The organism is Saccharopolyspora sp. NPDC050389 (assembly GCF_040655595.1).
Lineage (GTDB): Bacteria > Actinomycetota > Actinomycetes > Mycobacteriales > Pseudonocardiaceae > Saccharopolyspora.
The window spans coordinates 1-16,819 of record NZ_JBFAKG010000101.1 but is presented as its reverse complement, the minus strand read 5'-3'; the positions used below and the strand labels follow the sequence as shown (position 1 = coordinate 16,819).

Annotated in this window: 17 protein-coding genes; 11 read left to right on the top strand and 6 right to left on the bottom strand. The window is 71.4% G+C overall.

Translation table 11 applies throughout. The features are described from left to right. Positions 1-112: 112 nt before the first annotated feature. The 3 genes from AB0I53_RS41180 to AB0I53_RS41170 are packed head-to-tail and all read right to left on the bottom strand — an operon-like array spanning position 113 to position 2,753. Entirely contained in the window at positions 113-775 is a 663-nt protein-coding gene (locus AB0I53_RS41180) for an ABC transporter permease subunit (protein ID WP_358614521.1), read from the bottom strand. Further along, positions 772-1,803, bottom strand: coding sequence for a methionine ABC transporter ATP-binding protein (locus AB0I53_RS41175; protein ID WP_358614519.1), 1,032 nt, complete (start codon positions 1,801-1,803; stop codon positions 772-774). The genes AB0I53_RS41180 and AB0I53_RS41175 overlap by 4 nt, the downstream gene beginning before the upstream one ends. Then, the gene (locus tag AB0I53_RS41170; protein WP_358614517.1) at positions 1,800-2,753 is read right to left on the bottom strand and encodes a MetQ/NlpA family ABC transporter substrate-binding protein; all 954 of its coding nucleotides are present in this window, start codon (positions 2,751-2,753) and stop codon (positions 1,800-1,802) included. Before AB0I53_RS41170 ends, AB0I53_RS41175 begins: the two co-directional genes overlap by 4 nt. A 247-nt stretch (positions 2,754-3,000) precedes the next feature. On the opposite strand from AB0I53_RS41170, the gene AB0I53_RS41165 reads away from it, so the two are divergent. From AB0I53_RS41165 to AB0I53_RS41150, 4 genes are all read left to right on the top strand, one after another. Then, positions 3,001-3,234: a DUF5708 family protein gene (locus AB0I53_RS41165; RefSeq protein ID WP_358614515.1), complete on the top strand. Its 234-nt coding sequence runs from the start codon at positions 3,001-3,003 to the stop codon at positions 3,232-3,234. Further along, complete coding sequence (locus AB0I53_RS41160; RefSeq protein WP_358614513.1) at positions 3,231-3,860, top strand: TetR family transcriptional regulator C-terminal domain-containing protein; 630 nt, start codon at positions 3,231-3,233, stop codon at positions 3,858-3,860. The genes AB0I53_RS41165 and AB0I53_RS41160 overlap by 4 nt, the downstream gene beginning before the upstream one ends. After that, the gene (locus tag AB0I53_RS41155) at positions 3,857-4,759 is read left to right on the top strand and encodes a CPBP family glutamic-type intramembrane protease (RefSeq protein ID WP_358614511.1); all 903 of its coding nucleotides are present in this window, start codon (positions 3,857-3,859) and stop codon (positions 4,757-4,759) included. Before AB0I53_RS41160 ends, AB0I53_RS41155 begins: the two co-directional genes overlap by 4 nt. Positions 4,760-5,112: 353 nt before the next feature. Continuing rightward, complete coding sequence (locus AB0I53_RS41150) at positions 5,113-6,678, top strand: GMC family oxidoreductase N-terminal domain-containing protein (protein ID WP_358614509.1); 1,566 nt, start codon at positions 5,113-5,115, stop codon at positions 6,676-6,678. A 3-nt stretch (positions 6,679-6,681) separates the two neighbouring features. On the opposite strand, the gene AB0I53_RS41145 is transcribed toward AB0I53_RS41150, so the two are convergent. Next, complete coding sequence (locus tag AB0I53_RS41145; RefSeq protein WP_358614507.1) at positions 6,682-7,458, bottom strand: IclR family transcriptional regulator C-terminal domain-containing protein; 777 nt, start codon at positions 7,456-7,458, stop codon at positions 6,682-6,684. Positions 7,459-7,561: 103 nt separating this feature from the next. Between AB0I53_RS41145 and hrpB the strand changes: the two genes are divergently transcribed. Both hrpB and AB0I53_RS41135 read left to right on the top strand, forming a co-directional pair. After that, a complete protein-coding gene (gene hrpB, locus AB0I53_RS41140; RefSeq protein ID WP_358614505.1) occupies positions 7,562-9,988 on the top strand; it encodes an ATP-dependent helicase HrpB in 2,427 nt (808 codons plus the stop codon). A gap of 185 nt (positions 9,989-10,173) precedes the next feature. Continuing rightward, complete coding sequence (locus AB0I53_RS41135) at positions 10,174-10,593, top strand: STAS domain-containing protein (protein WP_358614503.1); 420 nt, start codon at positions 10,174-10,176, stop codon at positions 10,591-10,593. A gap of 11 nt (positions 10,594-10,604) precedes the next feature. On the opposite strand, the gene AB0I53_RS41130 is transcribed toward AB0I53_RS41135, so the two are convergent. After that, a complete protein-coding gene (locus AB0I53_RS41130) occupies positions 10,605-11,468 on the bottom strand; it encodes a class II glutamine amidotransferase (RefSeq protein WP_358614501.1) in 864 nt (287 codons plus the stop codon). Between the two features lie 90 nt (positions 11,469-11,558). Then, entirely contained in the window at positions 11,559-12,404 is an 846-nt protein-coding gene (locus AB0I53_RS41125) for a LuxR C-terminal-related transcriptional regulator (RefSeq protein WP_358614499.1), read from the bottom strand. Between the two features lie 104 nt (positions 12,405-12,508). Between AB0I53_RS41125 and AB0I53_RS41120 the strand changes: the two genes are divergently transcribed. The 5 genes from AB0I53_RS41120 to AB0I53_RS41100 all read left to right on the top strand — a co-directional run bounded on the left by AB0I53_RS41120 (position 12,509) and on the right by AB0I53_RS41100 (position 16,692). Continuing rightward, positions 12,509-13,486, top strand: a complete 978-nt coding sequence (locus tag AB0I53_RS41120; RefSeq protein ID WP_358614497.1) for an AMP-binding protein — start codon at positions 12,509-12,511, stop codon at positions 13,484-13,486. A gap of 18 nt (positions 13,487-13,504) precedes the next feature. Beyond that, positions 13,505-14,170: a hypothetical protein gene (locus AB0I53_RS41115; protein WP_358614495.1), complete on the top strand. Its 666-nt coding sequence runs from the start codon at positions 13,505-13,507 to the stop codon at positions 14,168-14,170. An 86-nt stretch (positions 14,171-14,256) separates the two neighbouring features. Then, a complete protein-coding gene (locus AB0I53_RS41110; RefSeq protein WP_358614493.1) occupies positions 14,257-14,541 on the top strand; it encodes a DUF1540 domain-containing protein in 285 nt (94 codons plus the stop codon). A gap of 92 nt (positions 14,542-14,633) precedes the next feature. Beyond that, entirely contained in the window at positions 14,634-16,055 is a 1,422-nt protein-coding gene (locus tag AB0I53_RS41105; protein WP_358614491.1) for a selenium-binding protein SBP56-related protein, read from the top strand. Positions 16,056-16,086: 31 nt separating this feature from the next. Next, the gene (locus tag AB0I53_RS41100) at positions 16,087-16,692 is read left to right on the top strand and encodes a DsbA family protein (protein WP_358614489.1); all 606 of its coding nucleotides are present in this window, start codon (positions 16,087-16,089) and stop codon (positions 16,690-16,692) included. Positions 16,693-16,819: the final 127 nt, after the last annotated feature.

Here is a 16,819-nt window from a genome sequence, read left to right as displayed (position 1 = left end):
CGCCGGGCCGGGTCCGGCTCCCGCAGCGCCTGGTCCATCGCCGCGAACAGCGCCTTGGCATCCGGGCTGGAGTCCCACTTGGTGTACTTACCGGAACGAACACTCACGAGGCTCAGCCGCGCAGCGCCTTGCGGGACAGCAGGTTGCCCAGGTATTGGGCCGCCTGCACCAGCACGATGATGATCAGCACCGCGATCGCGGTGATGCCCCACTCGAAGCGCTGGTAGCCGTAGGTGATGGCGAAGTCCCCGAGCCCGCCGCCGCCGACCGCGCCCGCGACGGCCGTCATGTCGACGACCGCGACGAACACGAAGGTGTAGCCGAGGATCAGCGGCCCGAGCGCCTCCGGTACCAGCAGGCCCACGATGATCCGCAGCGGGCTCGCCCCCATCGCGCGGGCCGCCTCGATGACCCCGGGATCGATGGTCACCAGGTTCTGCTCGACGATCCGCGAGATGCCGAACGTGGCCGCGACGGTCAGCGCGAACGTGGCGGCGGTGGTGCCCAGCGTGGTGCCGACCACCTGGATCGTCAGCGGGCCGATCGCCGTGATGAAGATGATGAACGGGATCGGCCTGATGATGTTCACCAGCACGTTCAGCACCACGAACACGAAGCGGTTGGCGAGGATCCCGCCCTGCCGCGTGGTGTAGAGCAGGATGCCGAGCACCAGGCCGAGGAAGCCGCCGATCAGCATCGTCGCCAGCACCATCCAGACGGTCTGGCCGATCGAGGTGAGCAGCACCGGCCCGATCGTCGCCCAGTCGATGTTCACGCCACCAGCTCCTGTACCTCGGTGATCTCGCGGAGCTCGGCGATCAGCGCGTCGACGCCGTCGGCCGCGCCGTTGAGCTCCAACGTCAGCCGGCCCAGTGACTCGCCGCCGAGCTCCTTGATCCCGCCGTAGACGATCTCGAACCGGACGCCGTGCCGGCCGAGCGCGTTGGACAGCACCTCGCCGATCCGCCGGTCGTCGCGGATGCTCGCGGTCACCAGCCGGCCGTCGTGCCGGGCGCGCAGCCGGGCCAGGTTCTCGCCGTCGGGCTGGTCGTGCAGCACGGTCTCCACGAACCGGCGGGTGATCGCGGTCTTGGGCGCGGAGAACACGTCCACCACGCTGCCCTGCTCGACGACGCGCCCGGCGTCGAGCACCGCGACCCGGTCCGCGATCTCCCGGACCACCTCCATCTCGTGGGTGATCACCACGATGGTCACCCCGAGCTCGGTGTTGACGCGCTTGAGCAGCCGCAACACCTCGCCGGTGGTCTCCGGGTCGAGCGCGCTGGTGGACTCGTCGGCGAGCAGGATCTTCGGGTTGGTCGCCAGCGCCCGGGCGATGCCGACCCGCTGCTTCTGCCCGCCGGAGAGCTGGTCGGGGTAGTGCCAGGCCTTTTCGGCGATGCCGACGAACCGCAGCAGCTCCGCGACCCGCTCCTCGCGCTGCTTGTCCCAGCCCGCGATCTTCAGCGGGTAGGCCACGTTGCCGAACACGGTGCGCGAGCGGAGCAGGTTGAACTGCTGGAAGATCATGCCGATGCCGAGCCGGACCTCGCGCAGCCGCCGCTCGGGCAGGCCGGTGATGTCGGTGCCGCCGACGACGACCCGGCCGGTGCTGACCGGCTCCAGCGCGTTGATCAACCGGACCAGGGTGCTCTTGCCCGCCCCGGAGTAGCCGATGATCGCGAACACCTCGCCGGCCTCGATGGTCAGGTCGACGTCCGCCAGCGCGGTGACCGCGCGGTCACCGGAACCGAATGTCTTGCCGACGTTGTGGAACTCGATGAGCGGGGACCCTGCGCTCACTTGGCGGCCTTCACGGTCTGGGTGAGGTCGGCCAGGATGCCTTCCAGCTCGGCCTGCGGGCGGTCGACGAGCACCGACGTGCCCTTCGAGTCGGCCTCTGCCTGCCCGGAGACGCGCTTGTCCCGGTAGATCTCGACGAGCTTGTGGTAGGTCGGGTTGTTCCGGTCTTCGGCGCGGACGACGAACGCGTTGATGTAGGGCGCGGCCGCCGGGCTGTTGGGGTCGTCGCCGAACAGCGCCTTGCTCGGGTCGAGGTTCGCGTCGAGGGCGAAGTTGTTGTTGATGATCGCCGCGTCCACCGACGGCAGCGACGCGACGGTCTGCGCGGCGTCGACCGCGGTGACGGTCACCTTCGAGGCGGCGGCGTCGATGTCGGCCGGGGTGGCGAGCACGTTCCCGCCGTCCTTGAGCTTGATCAGCCCGGCCTGCTGGAGCACCAGCAGTGCCCGCGCCTGGTTGGTGGGGTCGTTCGGGATCGCCACGGTGCCGCCCTGCGGGACGTCGGCGAGGTTGGTGTGCTTGCGGGAGTACAGGCTCAGCGGCACGACGTAGGTCGAGCCGATCGGCGTGAGAGTGTCCGAATTGGACGCGTTGTAGTTGGCGAGGAAGAGCAGGTGCTGGAAGAGGTTCACGTCGATCTGCTTCTGCGACAGCGCCGGGTTGGCCTGGTGGTAGTCGCTGAAGTTGACCGTCTCGAGGTCGATGCCCTGCGCTGCGGCGAGTTCCTTGTAGGTCTTCCAGTACGTCTTGCTGGCGTCGGTGACGCCGATGCGCACCTTGGTGCGGCCGGCCGCGGTGTCGGTCGAGCCGCCCTGCGCCACGACGACCACCGCGACGACGGCGATCACCACCAGCGCGGCCAGGCCCAGCAGGACGCCCCGTCGCTTCTGCTTGGGCTTCTCCGGTAGCCCGAGATCGCTGTTCTCGGGGGCGTTGTCGTTCTCGGACATGTCTTGCCTTTCACGGTGTCGGCGCGCGGGAATCCGATGCGTGCGCGCCCTTCGGACGCCACCATGCAGCAGCCGGCCGAGGGACGTGACACCGTTTCATGATCTGGATTTTCGGGGCGCGATTTGCCGTCGGGTCCTGCGTCGTGCTAGGCGCCCGGATCTTCGCGGGCGGCCTCCCGCAATCGATCGAAAGGCCTGCGCGGGGTGTCCTATACGGTCGTACAGTACGTCTGTACCATACGATCGTATGGGTAATGTTGAGAAGATCGAAAGCGGCGCTCGTGCCGCGCGCAAGACCCTCGTCAGCGGCGTGGTTCTGGCGCTGATCGGTGCCGTGCTGTGGGCAACGACGGGCGGGATCGAGCTGCCGGTCGTCTCGCCGAGCAAGGTCGGCGTCGTCCTGCTCGTGGTGGGGGCCATCGAGATCGTGGTGGGCGCGGCCATGATGATCGGCCGGTCGGCGCGCGGCCGGCGGGAGTGACTTCCGGGGACCGGGCCGCCGAACGGCGGGCGCACCTGATCGGCGCGGTGCTCGACCTGATCGACGGGGGCGGGATTCCGGCCGTCAGCATGCGCGCCGTGGCCACCGCGGCGGGCGTTTCCCTCGCGCAGGTCCAGTACTACTTCCGGAGCAAGGATCAGCTCATCGTCGAGGCGTTCCGCCACATCTGCCGCGATCTGGAAGAACGTGCGGGCTCGGTGGACGTCGACGGCCCCGCCCGCTCCGTACTGCGCGCGCTGATCGACCTCTGGTTGCCGATCGACGAGCGCCTCAGCCGCGACGCTCGCGTGTGGCTGGCGTTCTCCGCCGAGGCGACCACGCGCCCGTCGCTCACGAGCTTCGCGGCGGAGGTGGACGAAGAGCTCCGCGGGGCGTTCGCGTGGATCCTCCGGCGCGCGGGGCAGCGCGGTGAGCTCAGCCCGGCCGTCGACCCGGTGACGGCGGCGGCCGGGCTGCTCGCGGTCGTCGACGGGCTCGTCGTGCAGTCGCTGGTCCTCGACGAGCCCGAGCGCGAAGGCTTCCTCGCCCCGCGCGTCGAGGCCCACCTGGACCTGCTCTTTCCCAAGACATCGCAGCAGAAACCGAAAGGACGGAAGGAGACATGATCGTGCACCATCCTGGCGCACTCACGGTGCTCGGGCGCGCCGCTCTCGGCCCGATCACGATGGCACTGGCTCTGGGTATCGCGACGGCGGTGGCGCCGGTGGCCGGCGACGACGGGTTCGCGGTTCGCCTCGTGCCGGCGGTGCTGACCAGCTTGATCGCCGTACCGCTCATCGTCGTGCTGTGGCGACGCCGCGGCGGGCTGCGCGGGTTGGGGCTGACGGCGGGCCTGCGCGGACTCCGGGGCTTCCTGCTCGGATGTGTCGTGACGGCGGCCAGCGCCGCCGTCGTGTTCGGCGCCGGGACCGCCGCGGGCTGGCTGCGGTGGAACGCCTTGGATCCCGGGAGCCTGGCGGCCTTCCTCGTCACCAACGCGATCATCGCGTTCCTGCTGGAGGCCTTTCCGGAGGAGCTGGCGCTGCGCGGGCACGCCTGGAGCACCCTGCGGTCGAGGTTCGGGCGGTGGGCGGCCGCGGTCGGGACCACGGCGATGTTCCTCGCCACCCCCGCGATGTCCTTCCTGGTCTCGGCGGGTATCGAGGTGCTGGCCGGCGGATCGCCCGGCGCCATCGGCCTGGCACCCGCAGGTCAAGACCCGGTGTCCTACCTGATCCTGCTCACCGTTTTCGGCATCGCGCTGATCGCCGCGCGCGGCGCCACCGGTTCACTGTGGACGAGCATCGCGACCCACCTGACGTTCCTCACCGTGCAGCGAATCGTCCTGGACGGCGAAACCCGGGACGCGGGCTGGTCGGCCGAGATGGCCACGCCCGATGCCCTGCTCCTCGTGCCTGCCTACCTGCTGCTCGCTGCCGTCGTCTTCGTCGGCGTCCGCTGGTTGACCCGCCCGGCTGCGCGCCGCGACCCGGTTTCCCGCCAGGCCGGCCCCGGGACGGTGTAGCGAAAGGGGGGGACCAAGATCACCCGGTTCTCCCAAGTGGTCCACGACGACCCGGCCGAAGGCGCCCGGATGAGCGCGCAGATCGACGCCGTCGGCATCCCGTGGCAGACGCGTACCCCGGCGGAGTGCTGCGCAAGCCCTGACGCGGGCAGGGGGCGGCTCAGGGGGGAACGTTTCCGCAGGTGGGTAGTCCGTGCGTGTTTTGTGCTGCCATAGCAACGCAAAACACGCACGGGCAGCGTGATCAGCGGACACCGGCGAGGAAATCCGTTGCGGCGTCCGGCCGGGTGGTCGTACCGTTGCGTCGCCGAAAAGGCGCACATGTGTGCGGTAATCGAACTTTTGGAGGCGTGGTGGCTGAGCACGGCTGGGATCTGATCGTGGTCGGGGCCGGTTCCTCGGGGTCCGCCCTCGCGGCCAGGGCCGCGGAGCAGGGGAGGCGGGTGCTGCTCCTGGAGGCCGGCCCGGACTACCGTTCCGCCGAGATGCCGGAGGTGTGGCGGTCGCCGAATCCGATGCGCGCGCTGCTGGATCCCGACGCCGGTCGGCACCTCGTGTGGCAGGAGCTCAACGCGTCGCGGACCGAGAAGCAGGCTCCGGCGCCGTTCTGGCGCGGCCGCGGGGTCGGCGGCAGTTCGGCGATCAACGGGCAGATCGCGATCCGCCCGCCGATGGCGGACTTCGAGGACTGGGCCCGCGCGGGATGCGAGGGCTGGGCTCCCCAGGACGTGTTGCCCTACTTCGCGAAGCTGGAGGACGACGAGGAGTTCGGCGACGCCCCGTACCACGGGCGCGGCGGCCCGATCCCGATCTACCGGACGCCCGAGGCGGAGTGGGGCGCGGTGGATGCAGCGCTGCGCCGGGCCGCGCTGGCGGCGGGGCACGGCTGGGCAGCCGATGTGAACGCCCCTGGCGCGACGGGGATTTCGCCGTATCCGATCAACTCGCGGCTCGGCCGCCGGGTGTCCACGAACGACGCCTACCTCGAACCGGCCAGGGCGCTGCCCGGCCTCACGATCCGCGGCGACGCCTTGGTCGACCAGGTCATCGTGTCCGGCGGGCGGGCCGTCGGCGTGCAGGTCCTCGCCGACGGCAGGATGAGCCGCGAGTACGCGGACCTCGTCGTGCTGAGCGCCGGCGCGATCCACACGCCGGCGATCCTGCTGCGATCCGGCATCGGCCCGGCCGCCCACCTGCGTTCGCTGGGCATCGACGTGCTGCGGGACCTGCCGGTCGGCCGGGGCCTGCAGGATCACCCGGTGGTCTTCGTCGGCATCCCGCTGAACGAGGAATCGGCGGTGCGCACGCCCGACGACCGGCACACGAACGTCTGCATCCGCTACACCAGCGACGATCCGGCGGCCCAGGCCGACGACATGCTGGTCATCGCGGCCAACCAGAGTGTGCTCGCGATGGAGGTCGCCGACGTCCGCTTCGGGGCGGGCTCCTTCGGCGTGTGGGGCAACCAGGTCTACTCGCGGGGATCGGTCGGCCTGACCTCGACCGACCCGACGGCGCAGCCGGAGGTGTGCGAACGGATGCTCTCCGACGAGCGGGATATCTCCCGGCTGCGCAGCGGCATTCGCCACCTGGTCGAGCTGGTGCGCGGCGACGAGGTCGTGCCGATCACCGCGTTCTCGCCGGACCGGCTCAACGCGACGCTGCTCGCGGCCGTCGATGACGACGCGGAACTGGACGACTACCTGCTCGCGACGGCGGCTGACGCGCAGCACGCGACCAGCACGTGCCGCATGGGAAGCCCGTCGGATCCGGCGACGGTCGTCGATTCCGACTGCCGGGTGCTGGGCCTGGAGGGGCTCCGCGTGGTCGACGCGTCGATCTTCCCGACGGTTCCGCGAGCGAACACGAACCTCGCGGCGATCATGGCGGGCGAACTCATGGCCGACCGCCTCGGCTGACGGTCAGATCAGCTGGCTGTGGAGTTCGTCGGCCGCTTCCCGCAGCAGCGCCAGGACATCGCCGTGCATGGTCTCGGGCGAGATCCGCTCGATGTTGCATCCGACGTGCAGGGCGGCGATCACCCGTCCGTCCCAGCGGCGCAGGGGCACGGCGATCGAATGGGCACCCGGCTCCACGTCGTTCGCGACGTAGCAGTAGCCGTCGCGCTCGATGCTGTCGAGCGCATCAGCCCGGGCCTCGGCCACGTCGAGCGCGTCGGGGCGCTCGGTAGGCGGCAGGTGCGCGAGAAGAACCTTGCCGAGGGAGGAGATGTTCGCCGGAGTCCGGTAGCCGATCCCGCTGCCTACCTGGATCAGCTGGTTCGGCACCGCGCGGGCGATCACCACGGCGTCCGCTCCGTCGAGCACGGCGACGGAGCACGCCTCCTGGAGTTGCGCGCAGATCCGGTCGCACACCGGTTGCATGACCGCGCCGGTGACGTTGGAGGTCAGGTATCCGGCGGCCAGCCGCAGGATCCGCGGGCTGAGTTCGTACGCACGGCCCTCGGCGCGTACGTAGCCGAGGTGCTCGAGGGTCAGGACGGCGCGGCGCACCGTCGCGCGGGACAGATCGAGCTTGCGGGCCAGGTCGGCCTGCGTCAGCCGCCGGTTCTCGCCGTCGAAGGCCGCCATGACCGCCAGGCCCCGGGCCAGCGCCTCCGAGAAGTCCGCCGCGTTCGGCGCGCTGGCGAGCTGCCGCTGCCTCCGGGCGGCACCGTCCTTGTCCGCGAGTCGTCCCAATGTGCGCGTTTCCGTTCCGCAGCGGTGGTTTCCCGGCAACGTATCCGCCGAACTTCCGTGCGTCAATCGAACGGCGGAGCCGGGATGGCAAGATGGGGCCGTTATGCTCGAATTCCCCGATCTTCCCGTGCGTGCCGTGCTCGACGACGTCACCCGTGCTCTCGCGGAGCACGGCACGGCGGTGCTGGTGGCACCGCCCGGCACCGGTAAGACAACGCTCGTGCCGTTGGCGTTGGCGGAGCAGGGTTTTCGAGTCGTGGTGGCGGAGCCGCGGCGACTGGCCACCCGGGCCGCTGCGGAACGCATGGCGAGCCTGCTCGGCGAGAAGGTCGGGCAGCGCGTGGGTTATTCGGTGCGGGGCGAGCGCCGTCGCGGTGCGGAGACTGTCGTCGAGGTGGTGACCTCCGGCCTGCTGGTGCGGCGGCTGCAATCGGATCCAGAGCTGGCCGGTGTCGACGTGGTGATGCTCGACGAATGCCACGAGCGGCACCTGGACGCGGACCTCCTGCTGGCGTTGCTGCTGGACGCGCGCGAGGGGCTGCGGCCGGACCTGCGGGTGCTGGCGACGTCGGCCACGGTGGCGGCCGGTCGAGCCGCGGAACTGCTCGGCGCCGCCCCCGTGCTGGAGGCACGTGCGCGAACCCATCCGGTCCGGACCGCGTATCTGCCGCCGGCGCGTGGGGAGCGGATCGAGTCGTGCGTGGCGCGGGCGGTGCGCACCGCGCTCGCCGAACAGGACGGCGACGTGCTGGCGTTCCTGCCTGGCGCCGGCGAGATCCGCCGCGTCGCGAACCAGCTCGGCGAGTCCGATGTGGACGTTTTGCCGCTGCACGGCCGGCTTCCGCACGCGCAGCAGGATTCGGCGCTGCGGGTGGGGGATCGGCGCCGGGTGGTGCTGGCGACGGCGGTCGCGGAGTCGAGCCTGACCGTGCCCGGGGTGCGCGCCGTCGTCGACTCGGGTCTCTCCCGGGTGTCGCGGGTGGACAACCGGCGCGGCCTGGCCGGGCTGGCCACGGTCCGGGTGTCGGCGGCGGTCGCCGACCAGCGGGCGGGGCGCGCCGGGCGGCAGGGGCCCGGCGTGGTGTACCGGTGCTGGCCGGAGCACGAGCACAGCACGTTGCCCGCCTACCCGGAACCGGAGATCCGGACGGCCGATCTGACCCGGCTCGCCCTGGAGCTGGCGTGCTGGGGAACGCCGGACGGGTCGGCGCTCACGTGGTGGGACGAGCCGCCGGCCGGTGCGCTGGCCGCGGGGCGCGAGGTGCTGCGCGGGCTCGGCGCGCTGGACGCCGACGCGGTCACGGCCAGGGGACGCCGGATGGCCGAGCTCGGCCTGCACCCGAGGCTGGCCCGGGCCCTGCTCGACGGCCGCGAACTCGCCGGCACCGACATCGCCACCGAGGTCGTCGCCCTGCTCGACAACGATGCCCTGACCAGCGAGGTCGACGTGACCGCCGCGCTTTCCCGATTGCGCCGGGGCGCGCCGGGCAGCGACCGGTGGCGTCGCGAGGTCCGCAGGCTGCGCGGCTCGGTGCAGTCGCATCCCGGAACCTCCGCACGCGACGATGCGGCGCTGGTCGTCGCGCTGGCGCAACCCGAGCGGCTGGCACGGCGCCGGGACTCCGGTTCCGCGGTGTACCTGATGGCTTCCGGGACGGCCGTGGAGTTGCCCGGCAACTCCGGGTTGCGCGAATCGGAATGGCTCGCGGTGGCCGTCGCCGACCGGGCTCCGGGAAGCGCCTCCGGCGTCGTTCGCCTGGCCGCGCCCGCGGACGAGGCGCTGGCCCGCAGCGCGGCGCCCGCGCTGGTGACCACCAGCGACGAGATCGGCTGGGACGACGGCGATGTGCGGGCGGTCCGCGTCGAGCGGCTCGGCGCGATCACCCTGAGCCGGCGGCAGATCCGCGATCCGGACGCCGCCGAGGTCCGGCAGGCGCTGCTGGCCGGCCTGCGCGCCGAGGGACTGGAGTTGCTGTCCTGGAACGAAGATGCGCGGCGACTGCGGCAGCGGCTCGGCTTCCTGCGCGCCGCTCTTGGCGATCCCTGGCCCGCCACCGACGAAGAGACCCTGCTGTCCATAGTGGACCAGTGGCTGGAGCCGGAGCTCTCGGCTGCCCGGCGCCGAGCCGATCTCCGGTTCCCGGCGGGCGCTGCGCTGCGGCGGCTGATCCCGTGGTCGGCGGCGGGGCGCCTGGACGAGCTCGCGCCGGACCGGATCGAGGTCCCGTCCGGTTCCCGGATCAAGGTGGACTACCAGGGCGACCGGCCCGCCCTGCCGGTGAAGCTGCAGGAGGCCTTCGGTTGGCAGGACGTGCCGCGCATCGCCGACGGCCGGGTGCCGGTGGTGCTGCACCTGCTCTCGCCGGCCGGACGCCCGGCCGCGGTCACGGCCGATCTCGATTCGTTCTGGCGCAACGGCTACCGGCAGGTCCGCGCGGAACTCCGCGGGCGCTACCCGAAGCACCCGTGGCCGGAGGACCCGGCCACGGCGACGCCGACGCGCCGCACCCGGCGAAGCCCGGCGAGCTGACCGTGACGGCCGCTGTCGCTCGATCGTGGGACGCGGCCGAGGGGCGAACACCCTTCGTGCTGTGATGCGCTCGAAAGGTCATTTTGCCTGGTGATCTCGGGTTCGGACGTAGCGTGGGAGACGGCCCGCCGAGGTTCTCCGCGGCACGGTCACCGCCCGAATCCCGAGCACTGGGGAGGCCGCACATGTCCTTCGTCCCCGCCCCGCGCACCGAACGCGGCGCCGAAAAGAACGCGCCCGGAGCGCTGCGGCTGCGCACCACGAGCCCCGCTCCCGGCGTCGTCGTCCTCGAAACGGCCGGAATCCTGGACATGAACAGCGCCACCCACTTCGCCGAAGCGCTGCGCACGCACCTCTCGGCCGCCACCGGCACCGCCGTCCTGGACCTCTCCGGGCTGTCCTTCCTGTCCACCCACGGCGCAGTGGTGTTGCTGGAGGCCGCGCACCGCGCCCTGATGCACCGGGCGCACCTGGTTCTGATCTCCCAGAACAGGATCGTCGACCGCCTGCTGGAGATGCTCGACGTCGCCGACCGGTTCACCTACGCCACCACGGTCGATGAGGCCATCGGCCTCGTCGGCTCGGAGACGCCTGTTTTGCGCTAGCCGGAGCCGAGTCAGGTTTGCGACGCTGCGGCGTGCGCATCGAGATCGGCGAGCGACAACGGGCGGCGCGGCGGCTGGTCGAGGACGATCCGCCGGGTGACCGAGAGATCGCGGTCGACGTGCAGCAGCTCGCCGGGCCGCATCTCCTGCCAGCCGGGATCCTCGTCCATCCGCTCGCTGGCCACCACCACCGCCGGGACCTCGGCCAGCTGGCCGCTGCGGGTGCGGATGCGCCCGGCGGAGCTCGCGTGGTCCAGATACCGGTTTCCGCGCGGCCCGCCCGCCGCGCGCTGCAGCACGTGCAGCTCGTGGGTGTCGGGGTAGCGGAGCGCCCACAGCTCGGTCGGCGTGGTCAGCACCAGGTTGAGTGCGTACACCGGGAGCGAGTCCGCGACCCACCGCGCTGCGGCCGCGATCCCGGGCCCGACGGCACCGCCGTGGGCGGCGATGTGCTTGGTGATCAGCGCGAAGAAGCGCTCGGAGTCCGTCTCGCCCGCGACCAGCCCGCGGTAGTCGCCGAGTTCGGCGTCCAGCGCCGGGAGGTCGGCGATCACGCCGTTGTGCGCGAACAACCGGCCGTGCTGCTGGAAGGGATGGGTGTTGCGCCGCTCCAGCGCGCCGGTCGAGGCGTAGCGGATGTGCGCGACGAACGTGACCGAACTGCAGTGCTTGGCCTCTTCGGCGAACGCCCGGTCCTCGTAGGCGGCCAGCGGGCGCTTGTCGATCTCCGGCTCACCGTCGGAGGTGAAGATGCCGAGCCCCGTTCCATCCGGTTCCCGGCGGCTTTGCCGCGCCAGGCTGTCCGGCGCTTCCAGCAACCAGAACGTGGCGTGCACGCGCCGCGGCGCGGCCGACAACCCGAACAACCGGCACATCGCAATCCCTCTCGCCGTGCGGGCACACGCATCACGTGCGAGGTACCCACAACGGCGGTGGCGCAATCATTTCCCGGTGACGCAAGGGAATCAGGGCAGCGCGCCGCGGCGCCGGGCGGCGACGACGGCCTCATGCCGGGTGTGCACGTCCAGCTTGCGCATGGCGCTGCGCAGATATGCCTTGACGGTTTCCGGTTGCAGCGAGAGCCTCCGCGCGGTTTCCGCGTTGCTGCAGCCGAGCGCGATCTGCGAGAGCACGTCCAGCTCGCGCGGCGACAGCGCGGGCGGATCGCCGACGTCCTTGGAATCGCTGAGGTGCGCCAGCCGCTCGCACGCCCGGTGCAGCCGGTCGCGCAGGGCCGTGTCGTCGAGTCCTTGGGCGATGGCGCGGAACTCGGCGTGCAGCTCGCGAACTTCCTCGATCGCCACGCTGTCGCGAAGCGCCGTGCGATCGGCGTCCACCGCGTCCAGCAGCTGCAGTCGCCGGTCGACCTCGTCGCGGACGGCGAGCTCGCCGGCCAGCCGCCGGGTCGCGTCGACCATGGTGTCGATCATCCGGTCGCCGAGCGGGACAACACCGCGCGCGGCGCCGTAGATCACCCCGCGAACGCAACCGCGCACCGTCACCGGCGCGGCGGCCACCGAGCAGATGCCTTCGGCGAGCACGGGCACGTCGTAGTCGTGGCTGATCGTCAGCGCGGATCTGTAGTCGCTCACCTTGCCCGGGCGCCGGGACGTCATGACCTGGCCGCCCAGGCCCGCTTCGGCGCGCACCTGGAGGTTCTTCAGCGCGGCCGTGCGGACGCCGACTAGCTCCGAGAGATGCAGGGAACCCTCCGAGACCTGCCCGCCGAAGGCCACCGGCACGTCGGCCCGCTGCCGCACCACCCGCACGGCCTGCCGGAAGGCGTCGCCGTCATCCGGGCGCAAGTACACGAACCCTTCACCCCTTTCCGGGGGTATCGCCGACTGATGTGTGGCGCGGAGCATAACTCCCGGCAACGCCGCGGCAAAGGAGCGCGCGGCGGGAAGGGGCCTTCGTGAGCATCGAGCCGAGCGCCACAACCAGGACAACACCGCCGTCGCAACGGGTGGCCGAGCTGCTCGCCCGGTTCGACTCGCCGGACGCGTGCGCGGCGGATCTGCTGTGCGACAGCCACCCCGCGGAAGCCGTGGCGTGCACCGTCGTCGAAGCGGACCTGACCAGCCGGGATCTCACCTACGGCGAGTTGCGCCGCGACTCGGCGCGCTTCGCCGCCGCGCTCGCCGACCTGGGCGTCGAGCCGGGTGACGCGGTCGCGGTGCTGATGGGCAAGTCGGCCGACCTGGTCGTGGCGCTGCTGGGCATCTGGCGCCGCGGTGCCGTGCACGTGCCGCTGTTCACCGCCTTCGCTCCGCCCGCCATCGCCCTGCGGCTCAACGCCAGCGACGCGAAGGTCGTCGTGGTCGACCAGGACCAGCGCGCCAAGCTGGAACCGGGCGAGGACATCCCCGCCGACGCGCCGTGGCGGATCGTCGTCGCCGGAGGCGCCACCGGCGAGCTGTCCCTCGCCGAGCTGCTCGGCCGGTACAGCGGCGACGAGCCGACCGCGCAGCCGGTCCGCCGGGGCGGGGACGGCGTCCTGGTCCAGCTGTTCACCTCGGGCACCACCGGAACCCCGAAGGCGGTTCCGGTGCCGATCAGGGCACTGGCCTCGTTCGAGGCGTACCTGGAGTTCGGGCTCGACGTCCGGGCCGACGACGTGTTCTGGAACGCCGCCGACCCGGGCTGGGCGTACGGCCTGTACTACGCGATCCTCGGCCCGCTGGCGGCCGGCCGCCGGAGCATCCTGCTGCACGCGGGCTTCTCGGCCGCGCTGACCTGGCAGGTCATCCGCGAGTTCGGCGTCACCAACTTCGCCGCCGCGCCAACGGTTTACCGCAGCCTGCGCACCGATCCGGCGGGCGTGCCCGACGGAATCCGGCTCCGCCGCGCGTCCTCGGCGGGCGAGCCGCTGACGCCGGAGGTCGTGTCCTAGTCCGAGGAACGGCTGGGCGTGGCGGTGCGCGACCACTACGGGCAGACCGAGCACGGCATGGTCATCGTCAACGCGTGGGCCGACGGCGTCCGCGAGCCGGTCAAGCCCGGTTCGATGGGCGGGGTGCTGCCTGGCTGGTCCGCCGAGGTGCTGCACGACGACCGGGACGAGCCCGCTCCCGCGGGCACCGCCGGGCGCATCGCGTTGAACGTCGCCGACAGCCCGCTCATGTGGTTCACCGGCTACGCCGCCGCACCGGAGAAGACCGCCGAGCGCTTCTCCGCCGATGGCTGCTGGTACCTCACCGGCGACGCCGGGACGAGGGACGCCGACGGCTCCTTCTTCTTCTCCTCCCGTGACGACGACGTGATCATCATGGCCGGTTACCGCATCGGGCCGTTCGACGTCGAGAGCGTCCTGGTGCGCCACGACGCGGTGGCCGAAGCGGCCGTCATCGGCGTGCCCGACGCGCTGCGCGGCGAGGTCCTGGAGGCCTACGTCGTCCTCCGCGCGGGACTGGCCGGTGACGAGGCGCTGGTCGCGGATCTCCAGCAGCTGGTGAAGCGCCGCTTCGCCGCGCACGCCTACCCGCGCTCGGTGCACTTCGTCGAGCAGCTCCCGAAAACGCCGAGCGGCAAGATCCAGCGCTTCCTGCTCCGCGAGCGGCGACCCGCCGCCCGCTGACGGGCACCCGCCGGATCTGCTGCCGGGCGGTCGCACGCGGTTCATCATGGGAACCGCTTGGTGACCGACCGAATCCGGGGAGAATCATGGAAATGCCACTGGTGAACAACTGCACGGCCGAGAACTGCGCGTTCAACCACGACCACAACTGCCACGCCCTGGCCATCACCATCGGCGAACCGGCCCACGCGCAGTGCGACACGTTCGTCGGCGGCCCGGTCGACGGCGGCGATCCCAACGCCATCGGCCACGTCGGGGCCTGCAAGATGGCCGACTGCCGGTACAACGACCACCTCGAATGCCAGGCGCCCGGCATCTCCGTCGGGTACCAGCGGGACATCGTGGACTGCCTGACCTACCAACCCGTTTAGCGCGGGCACGGTCTTACGATGTGGACGGACTCGACGCTCCGCGTCCGTTCCGAGACGCTGGGTGACGAAGCCGTTGGAGTCGAGGGGACGCGATGAGTTCTCCAGCCGAACACGAGCTCGATCCCACCTTCTACCGCAGCCCGGGCGACGCCATCGCCGCGCCCGCCGAACGCCTGGCCTACGTCGTCGCGTTCGACCGGTCCGGGGAGCAGCCGGACGCGCTCACCGTCGTCGACACCGATCCGGGGTCGGCGAGCTTCGGCCGGGTGGTCGGCTGGGCCGACCTGCCGACCAGGGGCGACGAACTGCACCACTTCGGGTGGAACGCGTGCAGCAGCGCGTTCGCCCACGCCGGACACCACACGGACGGCCTGCAACGCCGCTACCTGCTGCTACCCGGGCTGCGGTCGTCGAACGTGCACATCTACGACACCCACCCGGACCCGCGGCAGCCGCGACTGGTGCGGACCGTGACGGCCGAGGAGCTCGCGGCCAAGGCCGGCTACTCCCGGCCGCACACGCTGCACTGCGGCCCGGACGGGATCTACCTGTCCTGCCTCGGCGGCGCAGGCGGGGACGATGGGCCCGGCGGCATCGCGGTGCTCGACCACGACACGTTCGACGTCGTGCGCGCGTGGGAAACCGACCGCGGGCCGCAGCACCTGGCCTACGACGCCTGGTGGCACCTCAACCAGAACACCCTGATCACCAGTGAGTGGGGCACGCCCTCGATGATCGAGGACGGCGTCGTCCCAGAACTGCTGCTGAACAACGAGTACGGCCACGCCTTGCACTTCTGGGACCTGGTGCAGGGCCGCCACCAGCAGCGCGTGGACCTCGGCGCGCAGCACCAGATGGTGCTGGAGCTGCGGCCGTCGCACGATCCCGGCGCCACCTGGGGCTTCGCCGGCGTGGTGGTCAGCACCGAGGACCTGTCGGCGTCGGTCTGGCGCTGGCACCGCGAGAACGGCGACTGGCAGGCGGACAAGGTGATCACCATTCCCGCCGAGCCGGCCCCGGTCGAGGAGCTACCGCCCGCGCTGCAGCCCTTCGGCGCGGTGCCGCCGCTGGTCACCGACATCAACCTGTCCGTCGACGACCGGTTCCTGTACGTCTCGTGCTGGGGCACCGGCGAGCTGAAGCAGTACGACGTCAGCGATCCGGCGCAGCCCCGCGAGACCGGCTCGGTCCGCCTCGGCGGGATCACCGGCCGCGTCCCGCACCCGGCCGCGCCGGACCGGCCGCTGGCAGGCGGGCCGCAGATGGTGGAGGTCAGCCGCGACGGCCGGCGCATCTACCTGACGAACTCGCTGTACGGGTCGTGGGACGACCAGTTCTACCCCGACGGCGTGGGCTCGTGGTTCGCCAAGCTCGACACCGACCCGGACGCGGGCGGCGGGCTGGCGGTCGACGAGAGCTTCTTCCCGCACGGCGAGGAATTCCGCGGCCGGCGGGTCCACCAGGTGCGCCTGCAGGGCGGCGACGCCTCCTCGGATTCCTACTGCTACCCATGACCCGCAACCGGACAAGGATGTTGACCCGAAGATGACCTCCGCATTCGCCGTCACCTGGGACTACCGCTGCCCGTTCGCCCGCAACGCGCACGAGCACCTGCTCACCGGCCTGGCCGCCGGCGCCGACTGGCAGGTCCGCTACCTGCCGTTCTCCCTCGGCCAGGCGCACGTCGAGGAAGGCCAGCCCAGCGTCTGGGAGAAACCGGAGCAGGACAGCGGAATCCTCGCCCTGCAAGCCGGTGTCGTGGTCCGGGACGAGTTCCCGGACCGGTTCCCGGCCGTGCACCGCGCCCTGTTCGAGGCTCGGCACGACGCCGGGCTGCACCTCGAGGACCGCGCGGTGGTCGAACGCGTCCTCGCCGACCACGACGTTTCCGCCGACGCCGTGTTCGCGCGCATCGACGACGGTTCCGCGCTGGGGCAGGTGCGTGCCGAGCACGAGGAGTTCGTTTCCTCGCACAGCGTTTGGGGCGTGCCGACCTTCGTCCTCGGCGAGCAGGCGGTGTTCGTCCGGCTGATGAACCGCGCTCCGCAGGGCGCGGACCCGGCGGCGTCCATCAAGGCCGTCGAACGCGTGGTGGACCTGCTGAGCTGGACCGATCTCAACGAGTTCAAGCACACGGCGATCCCGCGCTGACGTCCACAGTGGAGCGGCGCCCCGTCAGCCGGGTGAACTGCTCCCCGGAAGTTGGACTGAGAAATTCAGCTTCGACCTTCGGGGAGCAGTCGCATGTTGAGGACCAGCTCGTTGACCGTGGAGCAGC

Bases quoted from the DNA above. Each gene is read 5' to 3' on its own strand.
- AB0I53_RS41170 (WP_358614517.1), bottom strand. From the start codon at position 2,753: ATGTCCGAGAACGACAACGCCCCCGAGAACAGCGATCTCGGGCTACCG.
- AB0I53_RS41165 (WP_358614515.1), top strand. From the start codon at position 3,001: ATGGGTAATGTTGAGAAGATCGAAAGCGGCGCTCGTGCCGCGCGCAAG.
- AB0I53_RS41155 (WP_358614511.1), top strand. From the start codon at position 3,857: ATGATCGTGCACCATCCTGGCGCACTCACGGTGCTCGGGCGCGCCGCT.
- hrpB (WP_358614505.1), top strand. From the start codon at position 7,562: ATGCTCGAATTCCCCGATCTTCCCGTGCGTGCCGTGCTCGACGACGTC.
- AB0I53_RS41135 (WP_358614503.1), top strand. From the start codon at position 10,174: ATGTCCTTCGTCCCCGCCCCGCGCACCGAACGCGGCGCCGAAAAGAAC.
- AB0I53_RS41130 (WP_358614501.1), bottom strand. From the start codon at position 11,468: ATGTGCCGGTTGTTCGGGTTGTCGGCCGCGCCGCGGCGCGTGCACGCC.
- AB0I53_RS41110 (WP_358614493.1), top strand. From the start codon at position 14,257: ATGGAAATGCCACTGGTGAACAACTGCACGGCCGAGAACTGCGCGTTC.
- AB0I53_RS41105 (WP_358614491.1), top strand. From the start codon at position 14,634: ATGAGTTCTCCAGCCGAACACGAGCTCGATCCCACCTTCTACCGCAGC.
- AB0I53_RS41100 (WP_358614489.1), top strand. From the start codon at position 16,087: ATGACCTCCGCATTCGCCGTCACCTGGGACTACCGCTGCCCGTTCGCC.